The 18,760-nt window shown below is 53.0% G+C and carries 12 protein-coding genes; 4 read left to right on the forward strand and 8 right to left on the reverse strand.

Annotation, left to right across the window (positions count from 1 at the left end):
- Nucleotides 1-5 precede the first annotated feature (5 nt).
- Nucleotides 6-3,713, reverse strand: coding sequence for a cellulase and CBM (locus tag CCALI_RS02765; protein ID WP_016481949.1), 3,708 nt, complete (start codon nucleotides 3,711-3,713; stop codon nucleotides 6-8).
- A gap of 196 nt (nucleotides 3,714-3,909) precedes the next feature.
- Here CCALI_RS02765 and CCALI_RS02770 point away from each other — a divergent pair, with 196 nt between their 5' ends.
- Nucleotides 3,910-6,798: a glycoside hydrolase family 20 zincin-like fold domain-containing protein gene (locus CCALI_RS02770; RefSeq protein ID WP_172636617.1), complete on the forward strand. Its 2,889-nt coding sequence runs from the start codon at nucleotides 3,910-3,912 to the stop codon at nucleotides 6,796-6,798.
- Between the two features lie 144 nt (nucleotides 6,799-6,942).
- Here CCALI_RS02770 and CCALI_RS02775 read toward each other — a convergent pair whose 3' ends face one another.
- The 5 genes from CCALI_RS02775 to CCALI_RS02790 are packed head-to-tail and all read right to left on the reverse strand — an operon-like array spanning nucleotide 6,943 to nucleotide 11,755.
- Complete coding sequence (locus CCALI_RS02775) at nucleotides 6,943-9,561, reverse strand: cytochrome c-type biogenesis CcmF C-terminal domain-containing protein (RefSeq protein ID WP_016481951.1); 2,619 nt, start codon at nucleotides 9,559-9,561, stop codon at nucleotides 6,943-6,945.
- Nucleotides 9,561-10,031: a cytochrome c maturation protein CcmE domain-containing protein gene (locus tag CCALI_RS02780; RefSeq protein WP_016481952.1), complete on the reverse strand. Its 471-nt coding sequence runs from the start codon at nucleotides 10,029-10,031 to the stop codon at nucleotides 9,561-9,563. Before CCALI_RS02780 ends, CCALI_RS02775 begins: the two co-directional genes overlap by 1 nt.
- Before the next feature lie 5 nt (nucleotides 10,032-10,036).
- Nucleotides 10,037-10,174, reverse strand: coding sequence for a CcmD family protein (locus CCALI_RS15640; protein ID WP_016481953.1), 138 nt, complete (start codon nucleotides 10,172-10,174; stop codon nucleotides 10,037-10,039).
- A 13-nt stretch (nucleotides 10,175-10,187) separates the two neighbouring features.
- Nucleotides 10,188-10,973: a cytochrome c biogenesis protein gene (locus CCALI_RS14740; RefSeq protein WP_016481954.1), complete on the reverse strand. Its 786-nt coding sequence runs from the start codon at nucleotides 10,971-10,973 to the stop codon at nucleotides 10,188-10,190.
- A gap of 2 nt (nucleotides 10,974-10,975) precedes the next feature.
- Entirely contained in the window at nucleotides 10,976-11,755 is a 780-nt protein-coding gene (locus CCALI_RS02790; RefSeq protein ID WP_016481955.1) for a heme exporter protein CcmB, read from the reverse strand.
- 379 nt (nucleotides 11,756-12,134) lie between these two features.
- Between CCALI_RS02790 and CCALI_RS02795 the strand changes: the two genes are divergently transcribed.
- On the forward strand, nucleotides 12,135-13,775 hold the full coding sequence (locus tag CCALI_RS02795; RefSeq protein ID WP_016481956.1) for a putative ABC transporter permease subunit: 1,641 nt from the start codon (nucleotides 12,135-12,137) through the stop codon (nucleotides 13,773-13,775).
- Nucleotides 13,759-14,526, forward strand: coding sequence for a hypothetical protein (locus tag CCALI_RS02800; protein ID WP_016481957.1), 768 nt, complete (start codon nucleotides 13,759-13,761; stop codon nucleotides 14,524-14,526). Before CCALI_RS02795 ends, CCALI_RS02800 begins: the two co-directional genes overlap by 17 nt.
- A gap of 14 nt (nucleotides 14,527-14,540) precedes the next feature.
- Here the strand turns inward: CCALI_RS02800 and CCALI_RS02805 are convergent, their stop codons facing one another.
- Entirely contained in the window at nucleotides 14,541-16,508 is a 1,968-nt protein-coding gene (locus CCALI_RS02805; RefSeq protein ID WP_016481958.1) for a hypothetical protein, read from the reverse strand.
- 508 nt (nucleotides 16,509-17,016) lie between these two features.
- Between CCALI_RS02805 and CCALI_RS02810 the strand changes: the two genes are divergently transcribed.
- Nucleotides 17,017-17,931 (forward strand): sigma-70 family RNA polymerase sigma factor, encoded by a 915-nt coding sequence (locus CCALI_RS02810; RefSeq protein ID WP_016481959.1) that lies wholly within the window; start codon nucleotides 17,017-17,019, stop codon nucleotides 17,929-17,931.
- Nucleotides 17,932-17,990: 59 nt separating this feature from the next.
- Here CCALI_RS02810 and CCALI_RS02815 read toward each other — a convergent pair whose 3' ends face one another.
- Entirely contained in the window at nucleotides 17,991-18,650 is a 660-nt protein-coding gene (locus CCALI_RS02815; RefSeq protein ID WP_016481960.1) for a phosphoribosylanthranilate isomerase, read from the reverse strand.
- Between the last annotated feature and the right edge of the window lie 110 nt (nucleotides 18,651-18,760).

Raw genomic sequence — 18,760 nt, forward strand, 5'->3', positions numbered from 1 at the left:
TTGTGCTATTTCTCCAACGTGATCGCTGCGATACGAAAATCAGGCGCGTTCGGCAGCTGAATGGCAACCAACTTGCTCGTCTCGGTAACTGGCACCACATAGTGATAAAGTCCAACCGCCCCCGGCTGAGGGCCACTCGGCCCATTGTGCCAACGACAGTAGAACCCCACCTTCTGCAAATTGGACTCCAAAGCGTTCCATGGGTCCACGCTCAGTGCCCATAGATCGGCCGAATCACCTCCTCCCGGAATGGCAAATACCAGTCGCAGCTGGGTGGGAAGAGATTTCGACGCGCTAGCGCCCAAAATGTGAATAAACCGATAGACCCCGCTCTGCTTTCCTAGCTCAAGGCGTTGACCCATACAGGCCAAAAAGTCTTCCCCCTTCGCGTTAGGGCTACCCCATAGAAAGGCTATACGGCGATTGGAGTCTGGTCCGCCATGGTCTACAGGCATCCAGATATTAGAGGGTATGGGCCCGCTGACGGCATAGTTCGGTATTAACGCTCTAGGAAACGACAGCCCCTGATCATCAAAACTCCCTATGCCAGGCATCATCTCACTTGTGACACCCTTAATATTGTAGAGTGTTGAAAGATCCACAAACTGCAACTTGCCGTCCACCACACGCACAAGCTGCACCAAACGGTCATCTACGCGTGTGCAGGACGTTGTAGATGACCAGGTATCGCCCACTTGTAAATCCCAAACAAGATAGTACAGACCATCATAAGGAGGCGCCGTTACCCATGCAAGGAAACCGTTCAGCTTTTGCCCCGGAGCGATATCCTGGGGGATCGGGGTGGTCTCATCGTTAAATACATACTCCGTGCCGTCGAGGTAGTACCAGTGATAACCTACCCGTACAAGGTTCTTCTTCCATATCTGCGGGCCGTCGTTCATCAAAGAGATCGGCACCGGCAGCCGATGAGCGGCAGGTAGTTCGCCTGGAATCTGAGTAGATAGAAAACGTGGACCAAAATCGTAGGGTACCACGCAGATGGGCATTGCATCTATCGAGACTCCATTCCCTTTGCCATCCGCTATCTCCCAACGGGCGAGATAGGTCCAGTTGTCACGCTGATGCCACACTGGCAGCGGTTTCCCATCCGGCGTCATCAAAGGCAACTGTAGGGTAACCGCTATTACACTGCCGGGCACCTCATCTTTAGTGAGCGTCATGGAAGCATCGGCCATATCAACGGGTATCTCCGTTTCGTGCCCCGACACCGCCTCCTCCACCCGATAAAGCCGCAGCGTTACACGAAACCCTTCCGAGGCCTTCCACGCCACTGCCCCATCATTTCTTAGAAGCGCGTGAACCGTATAGACGCTCCCACTCTCCATTATTGGGCGCAAATCGGATTGGATAACCTCGGCAGCTATTGATGGCAACTCGGATGCGTTTTCAACCTGTTCCGGCAGACGAACCATTCCACCTGGCAAATTCGTATCGAGGAAGGGACTATCTGCGGTGGCGCGTTGGAGTGTGGTCAAACCGATCTCAAGAGTATAGGCACCCGGCGTCAGAGGGGCCCCATTGGGGCTAATCACATGTACTTGCAAAGGAATACTGACGTTTTGGCCAGGAGCCACCGATTCGGGCAACGGAATAGGTTCACCGTAAGCAACGGGTGTACCGTTTTTTACCCACCGATAGGCCAATGCTATCGGTGCCTGTTTTGCACCCCAAACCTCCGTGCCGGTATTTTCCACACGGATCAAGGCGTCCACCGTGGAGCCTGCTTCAACGCGCTGTGGCAACCCGACCGCAAAGAAACGTGCCGACGTCCGATGCAGTCCTATCCACCTCTGAGCATACTCGCGGGTAATATCCACCATAATGTAACCGTCTTCTAGGGAGGGAGCCACTTCTGTGGCATCAGTATAGCCATTCCAGCTATCCACCAAAATCCAGTTCGGGTCTGCCGAAAGCGCTGCGTTCCAGTGATCGCGATAGGTCGCGCCGTCATTTCGAGACACATATCGCTTCAGTGCCTCTGCACTATGGTCACTCACGGTGGGGTCATATCCTGGCGACAAAGTCGCAAGTCGTATCCACCCTCCCTGCTCCGCAGTCACGCCTTTGTCACGAGCTAACTCGAACAAACCGTCCAACGGCATCCCGCGGTAATCGGGCGTACCGATAAAGAGGAGATCGGCTCCTGCAAACTCCTCAGAAAACCGCCGACGTAAGTCGGCGAAAAGCGAGGGTGTGGGCGATGAAATAGCATCCTCATGGTTGATAAAGATCGGATAGGCAATGCCACCACCATTCTCTGCATCTAGCGGTACACTAAAGCGAAACTCAGACGGAAGGTGCCGATAAAAGTCACGAATTCCACTATATAAAGCCTCTTCTGTTAGTTCACGAGCGTCCTTCAGATCGAGGTAGAGGGCAACAAGAGGATAGTCCTGGCGTGAGGCCCTTGCAGCTAACAAAGCCACCACCAACGCACTTAGCCCTTTATCTGCGTATTCCTTTCGTGCCGTTAAGCGGTACACCGGCAAAATCACATCTATGCCCGCTTGACGTGCTGCCACAATCTGCTGCAAGTGCCAGTCTGCGCAATCATAAGAAAACCAAGGGCCTGAGCCATCTAGCGGATGATGAGCTAATGCAGTACTTCCATCATTACCCACCACCCCCATAGGAGGCGCCTCTTTTCTTGGATCGGCTTGATAGTTATAGTAATAGAGGGCCATGAGTGCAGGTGTAACAGGCTGAGGCTTATGCGGAACAACCTGCCGGCTAGGATAAGAAGTTACTGGAATAATCGGTCGGGGAGCTTGCGGCTGAAACGGTGGATGCTCACGAGCCTGTTGTGTGTTGAGGACTACTAAGCCAGCACTTGTCTCTCCACCGAACACAAAGGCCGATTCGGCATTCCACTCTCCTGGGCTAACAGTGCCATCAATAACCGGCTTGGCGGCTGCAAAACGTGGGCAAATAAGGGTATCAATATGTGCAGGTTCTGCAGCCTCGCTCAACACAAGCTGCCCCCACAAAGAAGGGTTGTAAAGGTCTGCCCGGCTGGTAATCCGAGGCGACAAACAGAGCAACTTGGGGCTATCCGGCGTGGTAGACTGTGTTGCAACCGTAAATCCCAAACGCAATCCTGGCGATGGTTTCACTCCTAAATCTACCCAAGGAATCGCTGCTTCTAGCGTGTAGCCCGGCACATAGGTTCCTGTAATACGCTGTGCCCCGTGAGGTGCTACAGCATATTTGATGATCTGCGAAAGCAAGGCAATGCGCGCGGCCTCGCGCTGCTTCTCATCTTCCTTGCTCTCCTGTATCTGCTTGAGGCGATCGTTGATATCCTCCATCCCGTTAAATAACGGCTTGAAATCAGGGCCGCGATACAGCTGCAGTCCACCAACGGCACTTGCGGCCACCATTACAGTCTTGGCATTCGGCTTGGTAATCGTGTGGTCATCATCTGTTTGGATGAGCACAAGGATCGCATCGTCTTTGAGGGGATCGCTAAAAGGGGCCGAGTTTGTGCCTTGAAGCGTCGCTTTATTGACTACGACCCCAATGTAGAGATACTGATCGTCCCACCCTGTATAGCCAACAACTCGATTAGGACGCTCGGGCTCAGCCAACTCTAACGCCGTGCTGTTGGAAGGCGGGGAGGTTTGTGCAGAAGCTCGTAGGAGCGTGAATGAACATCCGATGATAAGTGCTATAATAGCTGCAATACGCTTCACAGAGTTATTCCTCCAAAACCGGCAGAGTTGCTAGGATTTGGGAATGTAGCATTTTTGCACTTCCTCTGTCAAGAAGACCTGCTGCCCTATCAAAACGACAGATAAGAGCCCCTTGATAGGGGCTTCCATTTTTCGTTCGAGACAGCATGCAGGATTTTTCGTGGGCTTTCTTTAATTAAAATGTATGATACGTTCTGTGACGTCTGTTCTTGCGGTTTTAGCCCTCTCGCTCTTCTCTAGCATTGCAGCCATGGCACAAGCCTCTACACCTCATCCTGAAACACCTACCTCTATTGGACCGTGGAAAGCTTGGATGGAAAACGGGGCGCTTTCTTTAGACTACCAAGGCATTCCGTTTGCCCGTGGTGGTCAACTACAACTTTTTGCTCCAAACTATGCACAAGGCTACTTTAGCTCTGGGGCTCATCCTCCGGATGTTTCCGTAATCACTCAGCCTGATGGCGGTCTTACCTATCGTGCCGACTTTCATTACGATGAGGCCAGTCGCCATTTCACCGGTGTACAACAGATCACGGTTTCGCCAAACGGGACGATTCGCGCTACCCTCCAAGCCAACTGGCAAGATACAACTCCAGCGCTTATAGAGTGGAATCCGCTTCGAATTTGGGCCTACTTGCTGGTCGGTTCTACCCAAAAATGGGTTACCCGTGATGGTCAGCAAAACCAGCAGCCCATCTCTTACTTTCCGGTTCCCTGGCGCGCTGCCGAAATTCCCTTTCTTAACACTACTTTCCAACACACCGCCATCGGAGAGATAGATGTAGCCTTTCAAGGAGATCAGGGGGTCTGCTTTGATGCTCGCTCCGACCCCTACCTTGAAGGAGAGCCGTTTTTCTGGTGTGGGCTTGCCGGGAGCACACTGTCCCCAGGAGAGACATTTAACGAAACGCTATCGTTGAAAGTCGTTCCTTCTCCAACTCTGCCGTCTCTACAGACCGTCGCGAGAGGCGAAACGCTCCCTGCAAAGCGGCTCGATACACAACAAGCCCAAGTAGGCCCACCACCGCTCACCGATGCGCAAGGGCACCCCGTCCTCGTACCCCAGCCCAAGCAGGTGGAATTCTCACAGACCGACTATCTACTCCCTAAAAAGCTACCGATCTACCTCTATCTGCCGCATAACCAGCAGGGTCAGCGCGTTAACAAAGCCCTTATAGAGCTAGCACGTGAATGGGCATTGGAGGGCGTTCAATTTGTAACCGCCCATGGCGCTTGGGAAAACCAAGGGCTTCTTGTGGCCATAGCGGATAGGCCTTTGCCCGTGCAAGCGCCCGTGCCTCCTGTCGTCCCCGAAAGCTACGCACTGGAGGTAACTCCAACCGCTGTTATGGTTGTCGGCAGAGACGCAGCAGGTGCCTTCTACGGCCTGCAAACCCTTCGTCAACTTCTACAACGAGATAAAGCTGGACAACCGATGCTACCTCAAGTCTCCATTTCAGATTGGCCTACGCTCGCCTTTCGCGGTGCCCATCTCTTTGTGGGAAAGCAGGCGCTTCCTTTCCATGAAAAGCTCATCGAACGTGTTCTCTCACGCCTTAAGCTTAATAGAATGGTAATCGAGTGTGAATACACGGCATGGAAATCGCATCCTGAGCTCCATGTTCCCTTTGCAATGGCACCTCACGATCTTGCCAAAGAGATCGCTTTCTGTCGTGATCACTTTATGGAACCCATTCCGCTCATCGAAACGCTAGGCCATGCCCAATGGCTCTTCGTGAATAACCAACATAAAGAGCTTGCAGAAGACGTCACCACTCCTTATGCCTATAACGTAAATGACCCACGTACTTACCAAATCGTTTTTGATATTTTCAATGAGGCGATCTCTCTATTTCATCCTCATCTCTTCCATATCGGGCATGACGAGGTCACCCTTTTTGGGAAGTATCCGGCTCGACCTGAAAATCAACAGGAGGGACTCGTCAAACTTTTTGTAACCGACACGAAACGCTTGCACGACTGGCTCGCTAAGCGTGACATCCGTACTATGATCTGGTCGGATATGCTGCTCAATCCACTAGAGGGAAAGCCAACACCACAAAACCCCTCACTATCTGCAGCCAACGCTCCCACAATAGCCGATGCTCAGGCGATGCGTGCTGCCTTACCAAAGGACATCATTATCTGTGATTGGCGCTATGCCCCCGGTAGTGAGCAGCGAAATGGTCTTGATCTCTTTCAAAAGGATGGTTTTCAGACCATCGGCAGCGCATGGTACGAGCCGGAGAATATCCGTGGCTGGGCTCAACAGGTCATACAAAACCGCTCCTTAGGCACGCTCCAAACGACTTGGGCAGGCTATAACAGCAATGAAAGCCTTCTCTCTGAAGATTTCCCACAGTTCAGCGCCTTCGTTTTGGCCGCCGAATATGCTTGGAGCGGCTCAAATCTAAAGCCTCTCTCTCTAGGCCAGTCCCCTAATGCGGATACCCTGCCCTACTCGCCTTCCGAGCTTTTTACACGGCTCTACGGCGATCTACCGCCTCCCGGAGTATCGCGTCCAGGGTGGCTTGTTTCACTTTCAGACTCGGCTAACATTCAATTAGCACAAGCAGACAATGGCCTACCTTGGCAGACGGTCCTTACCCCATCGCAAACGCCCACTCCAGAAGTGAACGACGCGACGACGGGTATCCTCTATGCCAACGATGGCCGCGGTATTCTGTTACGCGGACTTTACACTGCAGGCCCCGATAACTCCCCCCCAACAAGTCTTAACATTCCCATAGACCGACCTGCACGTACTATTGCCCTTCTCAGCGCCCTCACCTGCGACATTGGGCCAGGAAAAGTGGCAGCCTCTCTGATCGTCACCTATACCGATGGTACTAAGATCACCATCCCTCTTCGCTCGGGATATGAGACAGCGGCGCTAAGCGATCTCACGCACTCACGCTCCTATTTTGTCTCTACCATTCCCTACAGCATCGGGGCACGTACCGTGGCACTTCGCCTCTTTCGCTGGCACAACCCCTATCCGCGCAAAGACATCCGCTCCCTTACTTTTCGTGCCGATAACCCGTTCGCGGGGCCCCTGCTTTTTAGCATAACCGGCGTTGAATAGAGCATCGGAAGGCACATCATCCGTCGTTGTTCACCGCGTAGTTCCGCACGGTAGCTACATTTTTTGGTGAAACGGTAAAAGGCAGACCCTAGCTACCGGGTCTGCCTACTAACAGAGGAGAACGAAATAACTCAAAACCGTTTGTTAGGGACGGCTTGCCCTCCGAATGGCAGCACGTACCGGCTCAGGGCGGGAGGGTTTACCTTGTTGTGTCGGTGGAGTTCGGGCAGGTTTTTCCCTATCGATCCCCTCCTCATCATCAGGATCGGCCGGTAAGAGGAAACCGGTCTCCTCAACCTCTTGAGCCTCGCGAGCACGCCGCACCATGGCTAAAAGAATTCCGGCTACGGCCAAAAGTACACCCGTCCACACTAAGTTGATTCCGGGCTTATAGGTAACCGAAAGCGGAATCGTCCACATGGCAGGCAGATCGGGCAAGCTAAACGCTATACGTGCCTCGTCGCTTCCAACCTTTAGGCTATCCAAAATAGCTACCCCAGGTCTTCCCTGCGAGTCGGTAATCTGCGGGAGAGCTTCACCGGTCTTTACTAACATGGGCATCCCTTGTGGGGTGCGCATGAGGGAACCGTCCGGGCCGTGCACGAACTCAATGCCTGGCTCGGCTGCAACAATATGGTCAGGTGTATTAAAGGGTTGTTCGGGATCGGTGATGCCGATGATGGCTCCCATGTATTGCAGGGGTCGTGTTACAGCTTTATAGTAGTAGATGCGATAGGGGCCTAACTGCGTCACCGACCGCGGTCGCATGGTAACATAGGGCAGTTCCACACCTGGCTGACTGGCCAGTGCTATGTACAGATCATGTCCCACATACTTCTTGATGGAAGGCCATATCATGGTATCTGGGTTGCCTTGTGCCTCCTCCTCCACCGAGGGGCGCGGCACGAACCACCGAGGCTCCATCAAAAACGTTTGACTGTTGCCCGAAGCATCAATCCTATCTCCACCAGGCGGAGTAATGCGCAACATCACCCGATTTTCTGGGTCGTACTCCGGATCGAGCGGACGCTCTGGTAACGGCTTGCCGGTCATCCCTTCAAAGGAGATGGTATAGCCAAAAACCTTAACGGGTCCTTGCCCCTCCTTTAGAGTGACTAGGGCGGTTCGCTCAAAGGTATTCGAGAGAATAACACCGATAATCAGCACACCAACCCCCACATGAGCGATCCAGGCCCCGGCCGATAAAGGCTTCTTGCGAAATACCCGATAGGCTAGCATCGCGTTCGATAAAGCAGCCAAAAAGCCCAATGAGGCCATAGAAATAACCAAAACCCGCTGGCCCCCCGGCCCCATCCATTGATGCAGTGTATCCTTCAATACCTGCGGATCGCTCACAGCAGCTATCGCACGTTGAGAGCTTAGTACCCAGAAGAACAGTCCAAACCCGAACGCGATCATGATAAGCCAAGGAATAAGGAGCTTCTGCTTAAACTTCTCAGGGTCGGTTCTTCGCCATGCCAACCAAGGAACGCAGGCAATCACGAAGGCGGTGATTAGCACGATAGGGAACATCGCCTTATTATAAAACACCGGTGCAGGTGCACTTGGTGGACGATGCAACCAACTGAGGAAGAGAGGTGTTGTCGAGCCAAGCGTCACAATTGCACAGGCGATACCCATCAGCAAAACGGAGAGCATGAGAGCGAAGTCACGAGACAGAAGCGAATCCCCCATAGAGGGCCGCTTCGGCATTGTCCTTAGGCGCCATAACCATAACGCTAGGCCACCAATGCCATAAAACAGCAACATAGTAACCATCAGCACTAGGCCGCTTTTACCAATGTTATCAAAGGCATGAACCGACAGCAGCTGTCCATTAGGCATTTTCGAAGCCAGCGCTCCGGATCGTGTCAAAAAGGTACCCACCAAAAAAAGCCAAAACGCGAGAAGCCCGAAAAACAAGTTCGTGCGCACCATTGTCCGACGCGTGCGCTGGGCCAGCAATCCGTGTGCTAACGCCGTCACCGCTAACCAGGGAAAGAAAGAGGCGTTCTCTACAGGGTCCCATGCCCAAAAGCCGTGCCACCCTAGCGTCTCATAGGCCCAATAGCCTCCCATAAAAAGCCCAAGTCCCAACACTGCACTCGACAACAACGCATAAGGAAATACACGGGGAGCCCACCCCTCATAATCCCGCCAAATAAGGGCGGCAGCTGCATAGCTAAAGGGCACCGCTAATGAGGCAAAACCAAAGAAAATGGTGGGAGGATGGAGGGTCATCCAATAGTTCTGAAGCGAGGGTGTTAACCCAAATCCATCCGAAGGAACGCCTGGTAGGCCCGGATGTGCCTTGAGGAACAGAGTATAGGGTGACTGCTTTATGAGAATAGCGCAGAGGAAGGCGATGACGGAAGTATAGATTGGCATTACGCGAGCCTCATAGCGTCGCGCCCGTAACATCACGACGCAGCCGATAAGGGCCGTCCAACAAGCCCATAAGAGGAAACTACCCTCCTGGCCCGACCAGGTTGCAGCCAAACGAAACCAGTGGTTATGCAGATCGTTGCCTGTATGCTGCACCGCATAATCGTACTGATAGAGGCGATGATAGACGATGTAAGCTAACGCACCAAAGGCGGTGAGCACACTTACCGAAGTCAACGCATAGCAAGCTCGGGCAATAGAACGCCACAGGGCTTCGCCAGAAGGTCGCCAAAGCGCTAAGACATAGGCGATAATAACTAAAATAGACGCAACCAACCCCACAAAAACGGCCGTGCTGCCAATGGTTCCCGGTGTCATTAAGATATCCCTCCCTTGCTATAGGGCAAGGGCTTTCGAGTGTCATCGTACTTCGAGGGACATTTTACCACCATGCTCGTAGAAACGAAAACCGTCTGACCGTTTGACAGGTGCTGTACCGTACCTGTGACCGCGGTTTCTGGCGCCGTATCAAAGCTCTCTGGCTTCGCCCCCTTATAGACCACCTCAATGGTCTGATTATGGGGGTCCTGCAAAATGAAGGTAAGCGCTTTCATTTGAGGATCCCAACGCACGGTCTGGTGTAGAATCTTGCCACGCACCTGCACTGGGCCAGTACTCCGCAGGGCGGTGGCGATGTCTACATAGGGCGTCATCGAACTGGTAAACGCCCAAAGCGTGAAACCGATGGCGATACTGATGATCAACCCCGCGATGATCGGTCCGAGCTTAAACCCGCCCGCCCCACGCTTCGCAGGTAAAGTACCTAACTCTTCCGCTAGACCCTGCATGGACGCTATAGAACCTCCTTCTCCTCTATACGAATTTCCATGCGCCGAATGGCACGATCTATAATGAAGAGGTAACAGAAGAGGCCTAACCACACAATCAGCGGCACAAGCATCACGAAAAAGAGAACGGCTGAGTGACTCATAGAATACATACTCCTATTCCTTAATTTTTTCAGCAGCCTGCTGCTCCATAGCCTTCTGCGTGCCTGGTCGAAGGCTTAGCTGTGCCTGTCGTACGCGAAGCTGAAAAAGCCATACAAACAGCAGGGTAAACGCAAGAAAGGACGGATAGAGCACCAATTTGTAGCTCAGACTTGTGTTGGACGGATCGGAGAGCGTAGTGGTTGGGTGCATTGTCTGCACCAAGCGCGGCACAGCCCAAATAAGATATTGAGCCGGCACTAGAGCCACGAGAGCGTACACGCTACTAAGCCGCATTCTCCGGTCTAAACGCTCCGCTAGGGCACCCCGTAGCACGAGATAAGAGGCATAAAGCAGCAGCATGATCACAATCGAGGTCTCACGAGGGTCCCAGTTCCAAAAGCTGCCCCATTGCACACCAGCAAATAGGGAGCCGGTAATTGTAGCCAATAGACAAAAGAGAAACCCAAGCTCCATCGCCGTTGCCGATTTTATATCGTTCAGAGTAGCTTTGCTTCGCTCTCCTCGCCGAACGGCCGATAAACAGAGAACCGCATAGACAACCCCCACAAAATAGGCGATAGAAGATAAAACGGCACAGGGTACGTGGAAGAAGACGATTCGAGCCGGATCGCCTTGTTTTCCAAACCCTACGGCGCCTTTCGCAATAAAGAAGGCTCCTACTATGACATAGGTCATCAAAAGACCCGTGCCGATCTTCCACCAAGCGCCCGACAGTGTACCTGAACGTCGTTCAGACCGAACTTGGGCCTCACTCAGCTCTTTATGTATAGCGGTCATCCCTAATCTTCCCAGATATAGTTAAAAAGGAGCGCCGAAACCGCCACGATCAGCACACCGAAACTTAGCGCTCCCCCAATATTCTTTACGTGCAGTATCGTCGGCGCCCCTTGTATATAAAGTGTCCCCGCAGCGTTTAGCAAAAGCAGCAGAAATACCACCAGCATCGGCAGCCCTACCGCTCCATAGAGCGCTCCACTGCCTCGCGCTTTGGCCGTGAGAGCGGCGATAATGGTGGCCGTGCTGGCCAAACCTAAACAACCGCTCAGCATGAGCACCAGAAAGGCGATGGGTTCGCCCATCGGCAAACCGGTAATCGCCATATAGATTGGTGTCACAACGAGCGCGACGCCGCACAGCAGTAGTAGATTAAAAAGCAGCTTCCCGGCGTAAACAGCCTCTGGGGTTGCATAAAGCCGCAACGTCAGCGCGGTACCGGTCTCCTCCTCATGTACAAAGGCATGAGACAAACCGGAGAACGCTGCAAAACAGAGCAGCACCCACAGCATTCCCATCTTCGCCGGCGCGTTCCAGGCCGGTCGCATTACGCCACGTGGATCGACAACGAACTCTTGTCTTAGACTTTCCGTAGCCAACGCCAACAATAGCAGCGCAGCAAAGGTAAAGAGACCTACGGCACAGAGAGCAACCCGCGTGCGCAACTCGGCCTTTATGTCTTTCCTCAGGATCGTATACGCTTGGCGAAACCATCCCTTCCGTTTTTTTAGACAGATGCTACGCCATTCTGTTGCAGATGCCCGTGCGGCACCGACCTCCGTCACCCTGGTCTACGCTCCTCTCCCCTTCCGCACATATCATGAGGCCACAAACGCACCACCCTGCTCTGCTTCAGCGCTTTCTAAAGTATCGGCAAAATCGCCGAAACCTACAGAGTCATTGGTAACCCGGCTTATCTCTCTGTAATTATACCAGCAGCCCGTGATGATAACTTCCGATCATACTCGGTTTAGGGCTTCCAGTGAAAAAGGCTGTCGCCTTTCTTCTCACACGTGTTGGCACAAGGAACCGGAAGAAGGCATGTCTACCTAAAATGAGGCTCGGTGCAGGCTGCGGACGCTCAAAGGTTGGAGGACGAATGGCGAACGCGCCGACTTGTGCTAAAATGGAAGCGGTCATTCTCAGAGATACAGTGGAAACGGAATGCTTTTTTTTCTGTTGCGCCTACACCTGCTGACGCTCAAAAACAGCTGTAGAACCTCTCTACACAACCAACCGGTTGGAGCGATGGCCGTTCTCGTCGCCGGTCTGGCTACTTTCGGCTTCACCTGTGTCTTCTTTCTCTGGGCTTTAGTCGCAGCTCAGAAACTTGGCGTCCTACGAGAAAGTCTCTTCCTGCTCTATTATTACCTCTTTTTGCTGCTGCTGGCCGGCTCCGTCCCCTTTGTGGCCTCGACTCTCCTGCTTGCCGAGGACTATACCCTCCTTTTTTCAACCCCACTTCCCTCTTGGGCTATCCTTACAGCCCGCCTTATTGAGGCCACCATCATCAACTCCCTACAGTTCTCTGCCCTAGGCGTACCGGCTGTTCTTGCATCAGGCCTCGCTCTCTCCCTATCCCCCATTGCCTGGATGCTACTTATGCCACTTACTTTCCTTTTTCTACTCCTACCCGCGTTGCTGGTGGCCTTGGGGCTCATCATTCTGCTCCGCATCGTGGGTCTTGCGCGCATACGTGCCTCCATCAGTCTCCTGAATGTGCTCATGGGGGCCCTCATCTGCCTCGACATTGCCATAGCGCTACCTCATTCGCCGATCTTCGCGCTCCTTGCCAATGCTCATTCGCTTCCCTACCCTGTTGTTCTGCATACCGTGCCTATTACCGCCCGTTTAGCGCCTTCAGGCTGGTTTGTCACGATGCTTATTGCACTGGGCGGCCAACAACCTTTAAGCAGTGCCCTCTTGCCTACAATCGTCTTGCTTGTTAGCAACGGCCTGCTCTTCGGGACAGTGCTTCTCATAGGTCGTCATATCATCTCGGACGAAACGCTCTCCATGGAGCGTTCGCACACAGTTCACGTGTCTAACACCCAAGGCCAAAACCTACTCCGACGGCTGCTGCCAGATCAGCTCGGTGGGCTTGTTGAACGTGACCTCCGCCTTATCTTACGCGACCCGGTGCTCCTCTCCCAGTTAGCCGTACCGGCCATTCTTTTCGCGGTGCCCTTTGTGCTTGCCCTACACGATCACTCCCCAGACACTTTCGCCCTCCTCTTCTATCTAGCGGCACTTCTACTCGGGATTATCCTCTATACGCAAACATCTATCCTTAGCCTGTCTCTGCTGGGTATGGAGGGACGCGGTTACTGGCTCGTTCTTACAGCTCCCATCACGATTCGTCGCAATCTTTTTGCTAAATGGCTTACCAGCACCAGCCTTTCTGGTGGTTTCGGCCTGTTTCTAGGCACTCTCGATGGCCTTTTCTTCCGAGGAAAGTTCCTGGAAGTGATACTGCTCATGGGAATCGTCCTCATCTTATCGGCAGGACTTTGCGGCATTGGTGTGGGCTTCTCCGCCATCTTCCCTCGATTTCTTCATGATAACCCTGCCGTGCGGGTCAGCCCTTGGGCGCTTATCCTTGGTTTTGTAGCCGCAACCCTCTATGTTCTTAGCGCCGGCGCCGCGCTCGCCCTTTCCGCCTTTGCCGCTGCAGACTATCTACCCGCCAAAACTTTGCTTATCCCAACGGGCGTCTGTCTGTTTCTCGTTATCTCTCTACTGGCGATCATCATCCCCATAGAGATCGGCTCGCGAAGGTTGGAGGCCTATGAGTGGCCCTACTGAACCAACCTCACCCTCACCTCTCTCACTAGCGATCATCGCTCTTATCCTTCTAGGCCTCATGTTGGCGCTATTGCCCCTTCTCCACTGGCAGCAAGCAGAGATCGCTCAAGAAAGAAGCCTGTCGAATCTTAGACGCCTGGCCGACTCGCTGCAGCTCTACGCCCAAGACTACGATGGCTGCCTCATGCCACCGGTAGAGTTCCGTAAAGAGGCTCCGCCTCTCACATGGCCGGTACGTGCACAAGGCTACCTCTCTTCGCTCCCAGGGCTGCTGGATAACCCGGCCAATCCCGTTAGCGCCGCCCCCAAACCACTTACCGATCCAACCCATCGCTACCGTATCCCTACATCCTATGCCCTCAACCGCCGTTTCTTCGGAGTCTTTAGCAAAGGCCCCTTCTCGCTCGATAATCTAGAGCTACCGGAACAAACCGTCCTGCTGGTTGAGGCCGGCCCCATGTGGAGTCATACCGGACGAGGAACCAACAGAACCCCAACCCCACACTCTATCGCGCGCATTGACTACGGTGATACAACCGACCGGGTACAAGGACTTGTGTGTTATCCATCCACACACTTTGGCAAAATGGCCGTCGTTGCGGCCGATGGGCATGCAAAATCGCTTCGCGTGGCACACTACGGCCCCGCCGATGGTCCGCACGACTCGCTCTATGGTCGTATTGGCGATGACATCTACAACTGGAACGGCGGTCATCCCAATGGTCTAACGGATACTCCGCCACACGAATAATGGTATATCGATTGTCAAGCGCCGATCAAGCCGTGATAACGCCCCATCCAATACGGCAACAACCAATGCGATCCGTCTAACTCCACCTCACCCTCCCCCTCTGTGTCGGCCACAAACGGATTCGCGTTCCACTTATAGACTCCCACCTCGGCAGGAGATAGCACCTCCTCTAACTGTAACCTACCAAATCTATCGCGTTCTGTAGCAAGTTTTACATCGCGCCGGTGGCTGTTTTTCATCGCCCAGTTTCTTAGATCAAGAGGGCTCTCTTCCAACCAGGTAATAGCCGCACCGACATCTTCTTTCCTACCAGTACATGCTGCGTAAAGAATGTTGTGAAAAGCTGAACGCTGCGGCCGGAGTATTCGCTGAGTACGCTCTAAGCTTAAAAGATACAACGCACGTAACGACGGATCGGACTCAAGTTGAAGAAGCGGATAGTAAGCACAAGCTGCTAGCTCATCGTCGGAGTGATTATTAACCCCTAGAGGAGGCAATACCTTCTGTAAGAGTGTGTTGAGCGCGTAGTGGTGTTTCCTTACAAGCTCGCTATAGGCCTCCTCATAGCGCAGACTCGGACACAAATAGAGGGCTACTCGCAAGTGGGATAGAATCTCTAAAGCATTTAGCCCCCGCTCATCTACCCAATCTGGATCATCATTGATCTTCTCGGGTGTCCAAACTCCCCAAGAGGTCACTTTACCGTCAGGACCAACTAATGTGAAGCCATTATCAAGAATATGATCGGTCACTGCACGACACACTTCCGCGATCTCTGTCTTTTCCTCTTCATTTGCTACAAGTTTGTAGTAGAGATACCAAGCGAGGTAGTGGCCATCAATCTCATCGGAAGAGGTATCCCCTTTAAAAAAGGTGCCCGGCATAGTGGGAGATAGGTACCAATTCGGACCGGGGTCTGACTGAAACACCCGCTCGCCAGGCCGGATGAGCGCACGAGCAGGAAAACCGGGAACGCCTGTAACATAAACGAGGTCAAGAAGTGCCCGCAACGAGCGCCGCGCTCGCTCTGCCGCTTCCTTCTCTCCTGTAACCGCATAGCGAAAACTTTGCGCCGCCAAATACAGCCCCGTCCATAGGCCATCGTTATCCGTGGCATGCAGTAACACGCTCTCTAAGTCGCCCGGCCGAGTCAAAAAACATTCGGCCACATACCCGTTACGCTCATGTCGCTGCTCCGTGAGACGTTGGTAGTGCTCTGCCTTTTGTAACAACGTCATGGGCCGTCGTTCTAAATGCACAACACCGCTGCGTGTCATGATCCACGCTCCTCCCTTCTGGTCGGCTGCGACAGAGAGCACCTCGTTATCCGGTAGCCAGCGCCTCCCGGCATAGTATCTCCAGACTCCGTCGCGCAAACAGGCAGCGCCCTGCCGTGTCCCTATCCACAAAACGCCATCAGCTCCTAAATCCATGCAGCGCACGGGAAGAACCGGCGGAGGGGCTACTGCATCTACATCCTGCAACACACCGCCCTCATATACATAAAGCCGCTTGTTGCCTGCTATCCAGATGGTTGTGTAGGCACCCACGGCGAAAGAGCAGAGAGAGACATCTATTCCAAAAGACTCCCACTTTCCCTTCACCCGTCTCCATATCTCTGAACGGGTTGCGATGTAGATGTCTCCTTCAGGAGAAATAGACATTCCAACGACGTGTATCCCTTGCGGCAAAACTAGCGGCTCTTCTCCTTCAATAACGAGCTGATCAGATCCCAACAGGACGAGGCGGTTATCCGGTAAAAAACCAAAGCTAAGGAGCTTAGGAATGACCGAGTAGGCGCGGCGCCGATTTTGGTAAAAAATACCCTCCTCCGTGCCGAAACATAACGTTCCGTTGCGATTGACTGCCAATCGGCAAACATTTTTGCTAAAAAAATCGTCTAATGCAGTAAGAGGCGTCGCGACGTCTTGCAGATAGGTATCCAGCGATCGTGCAGCAGATGATTTCGTAAGCGCTCTCATTGATTTATCTCCTTGTCGTCTGCACGTCGTGCCTCGACCAGCCGCCTGGTCAAAACGTTCTGCCTCAGAGATAGCACCCTAGGCAGAAGGGATGGCCTGAGGAGGCAAAGTGAGGCTACATGGTTCGGATGCGACCGGCAGAACGCGAACGCCGTGCTTCCATGACCCGGAAGCCAAAGGAGGGGCAGCCAGGGTCGTCTCCGCTTCGTATTGCGGTCAACGGCCATAGAACGGGAAACACTCAGAAAAATCTTACTACTCGTATTTTGCTCTTCTCGTGTCAAACACGAGTATTTACTGGTTTTTCGCAAGCGGTGTAGGTTTCTAACGATGAGGTGAACTCTCCTATGGAAAAAAATAGGTTGGGGATGTTCTCTTACCTGCCCCGATATGACGATAGAATGTACTATGCTGTACGCATAGAGAGGATACACTATGGAGCATCCCTCTATTTGAGACACGCTCATCCTAGAACCTCCATCCGATTTGAACGAAAGGCGTTCGCAAGATGATGAATGAGCGAAAAAAAGAATCGTCACGCAAGTCTATTAACTGCATTGACTCTCCGTCGAAACCGGCTCATGAGAGCGCAGAAGTACCTCAAGAGGGGGTTTCCTATTTGCGCTTCCTCACACGTAGGCGCCTGCTGACGGCCGAAGAGGAGATCGAGTTGGCAAACCGTGCTCGCCAAGGCGATCAACAGGCACGCAACCTGCTCGTCGAGGCAAATATGCGACTGGTTGTTGGTATTGCTCACCATTATCATACATCTCTCATCTCCTTTGAGGATATTGTCCAAGAAGGTGCGATCGGGCTGATGAAAGCAGTCGAACGCTTCGACCCACAGCGTGGCTGTCGTCTCAGCACCTATGCCACCCCATGGATACGCCAGGCCATTAGCCGAGCCATAGATACGAAGGCAAAAGCCATTCGCGTGCCTGCCCACGTGGCCGAATCGTTAAGGCGCCTAGAAAAAGCCCGTCTGCAGCTTCTCACCGAACTCCAGGAAGAGCCTACCGCCGAACAACTCGCTGAACGCTTAGGAATGCCGGTGGCTAAGGTTCGCCTCCTGCTGCAAACGGCGCAAGAGCCACTGTCGCTCGATACTCTGGTCGGTGAAGATGAGAGCACACCGCTTCTTACGCTCCTTAACGACCAGGATACCGTAGACCCCCAAGAGGTTGTGATCGAAGAGGAGCGGCGTCAACAGATAGAGAGTCTCTTCTCCGTTCTCACCCCACGGGAAGCCGAGGTCATGCGCCTTCGGCTTGGCTTTGAGGGAAACTGCGAACAGATGCTCCAAAAGATAGGAGAAACTCTCCATCTTTCGCGGGAGCGTGTGCGCCAAATAGAGATACTAGCTATAAAAAAACTGAAATCCGCCGCACGCTTGCGTGCATTAGAGGAGTACCTTGGCACCTAAAACGCCAAAGATCCGGCTATACGCCTCCCGCTAACTTTGCGCGTGGAGGCGTTTTTATTTTACCCGCTTGCTTTACAAATGTCTGCACGGCGTGCGTTGACCACAAATTGCCGGACTTTTTGGGGGTCTTTCTTTCCAGGCGCAACCTCAACCCCACTCGATACATCCACACCCCAAGGGCCTACCTGCCGAATCGCAGCCTCCACATTCTCCGGAGTTAATCCCCCGGCTAATATCACAGGCACTGAAACCCGGCTCTTGGCAAGACACGCTAAATTCCAATCAAAAACCACTCCACCTCCTCCTAACCGCTTCTCGTCATAGGCATCAAACAGTACACCAGAAATCGCTAAACCTTCCAAACGACTTCCTATTTCCAAAGCATCCTCTACACTGCGCATTCGACAGGCTAATATGAGCCCTCGGCCCTGCAACACCACCGAAAGCAGCGCCCGCTCCTCCATACGCGGCGGCTCGTAAAGCTGAATCGCATCTAGCGGAACGCCACGTAAACGCGACGCATCCGATAGGTTGCGACAAACTCCTACCCGTGTCACAAATGGTGGAAGATTCTCCAATAGATCCTCTAGATCGCTTCGATCGCCTATATAGCGAGGAGTGTTCGGCACAAAGATAAAACCGAGAGCATCGGCGCCCGCCTCAGCAGCAACCCATGCATCTTCCTTATTTGTAATGCCGCAAATTTTAATGCGAATCAAACGCTCTTCTCCTTCCGTTTAATAGACAGAAATCGCATAGATTCTAGCAAAGTTTTGGTATACTGCTTCTATACTTATTCACTCTCCCCCAAACGATTTCGATGGCCGAT

The organism is Chthonomonas calidirosea T49, from assembly GCF_000427095.1.
GTDB lineage: Bacteria > Armatimonadota > Chthonomonadetes > Chthonomonadales > Chthonomonadaceae > Chthonomonas > Chthonomonas calidirosea.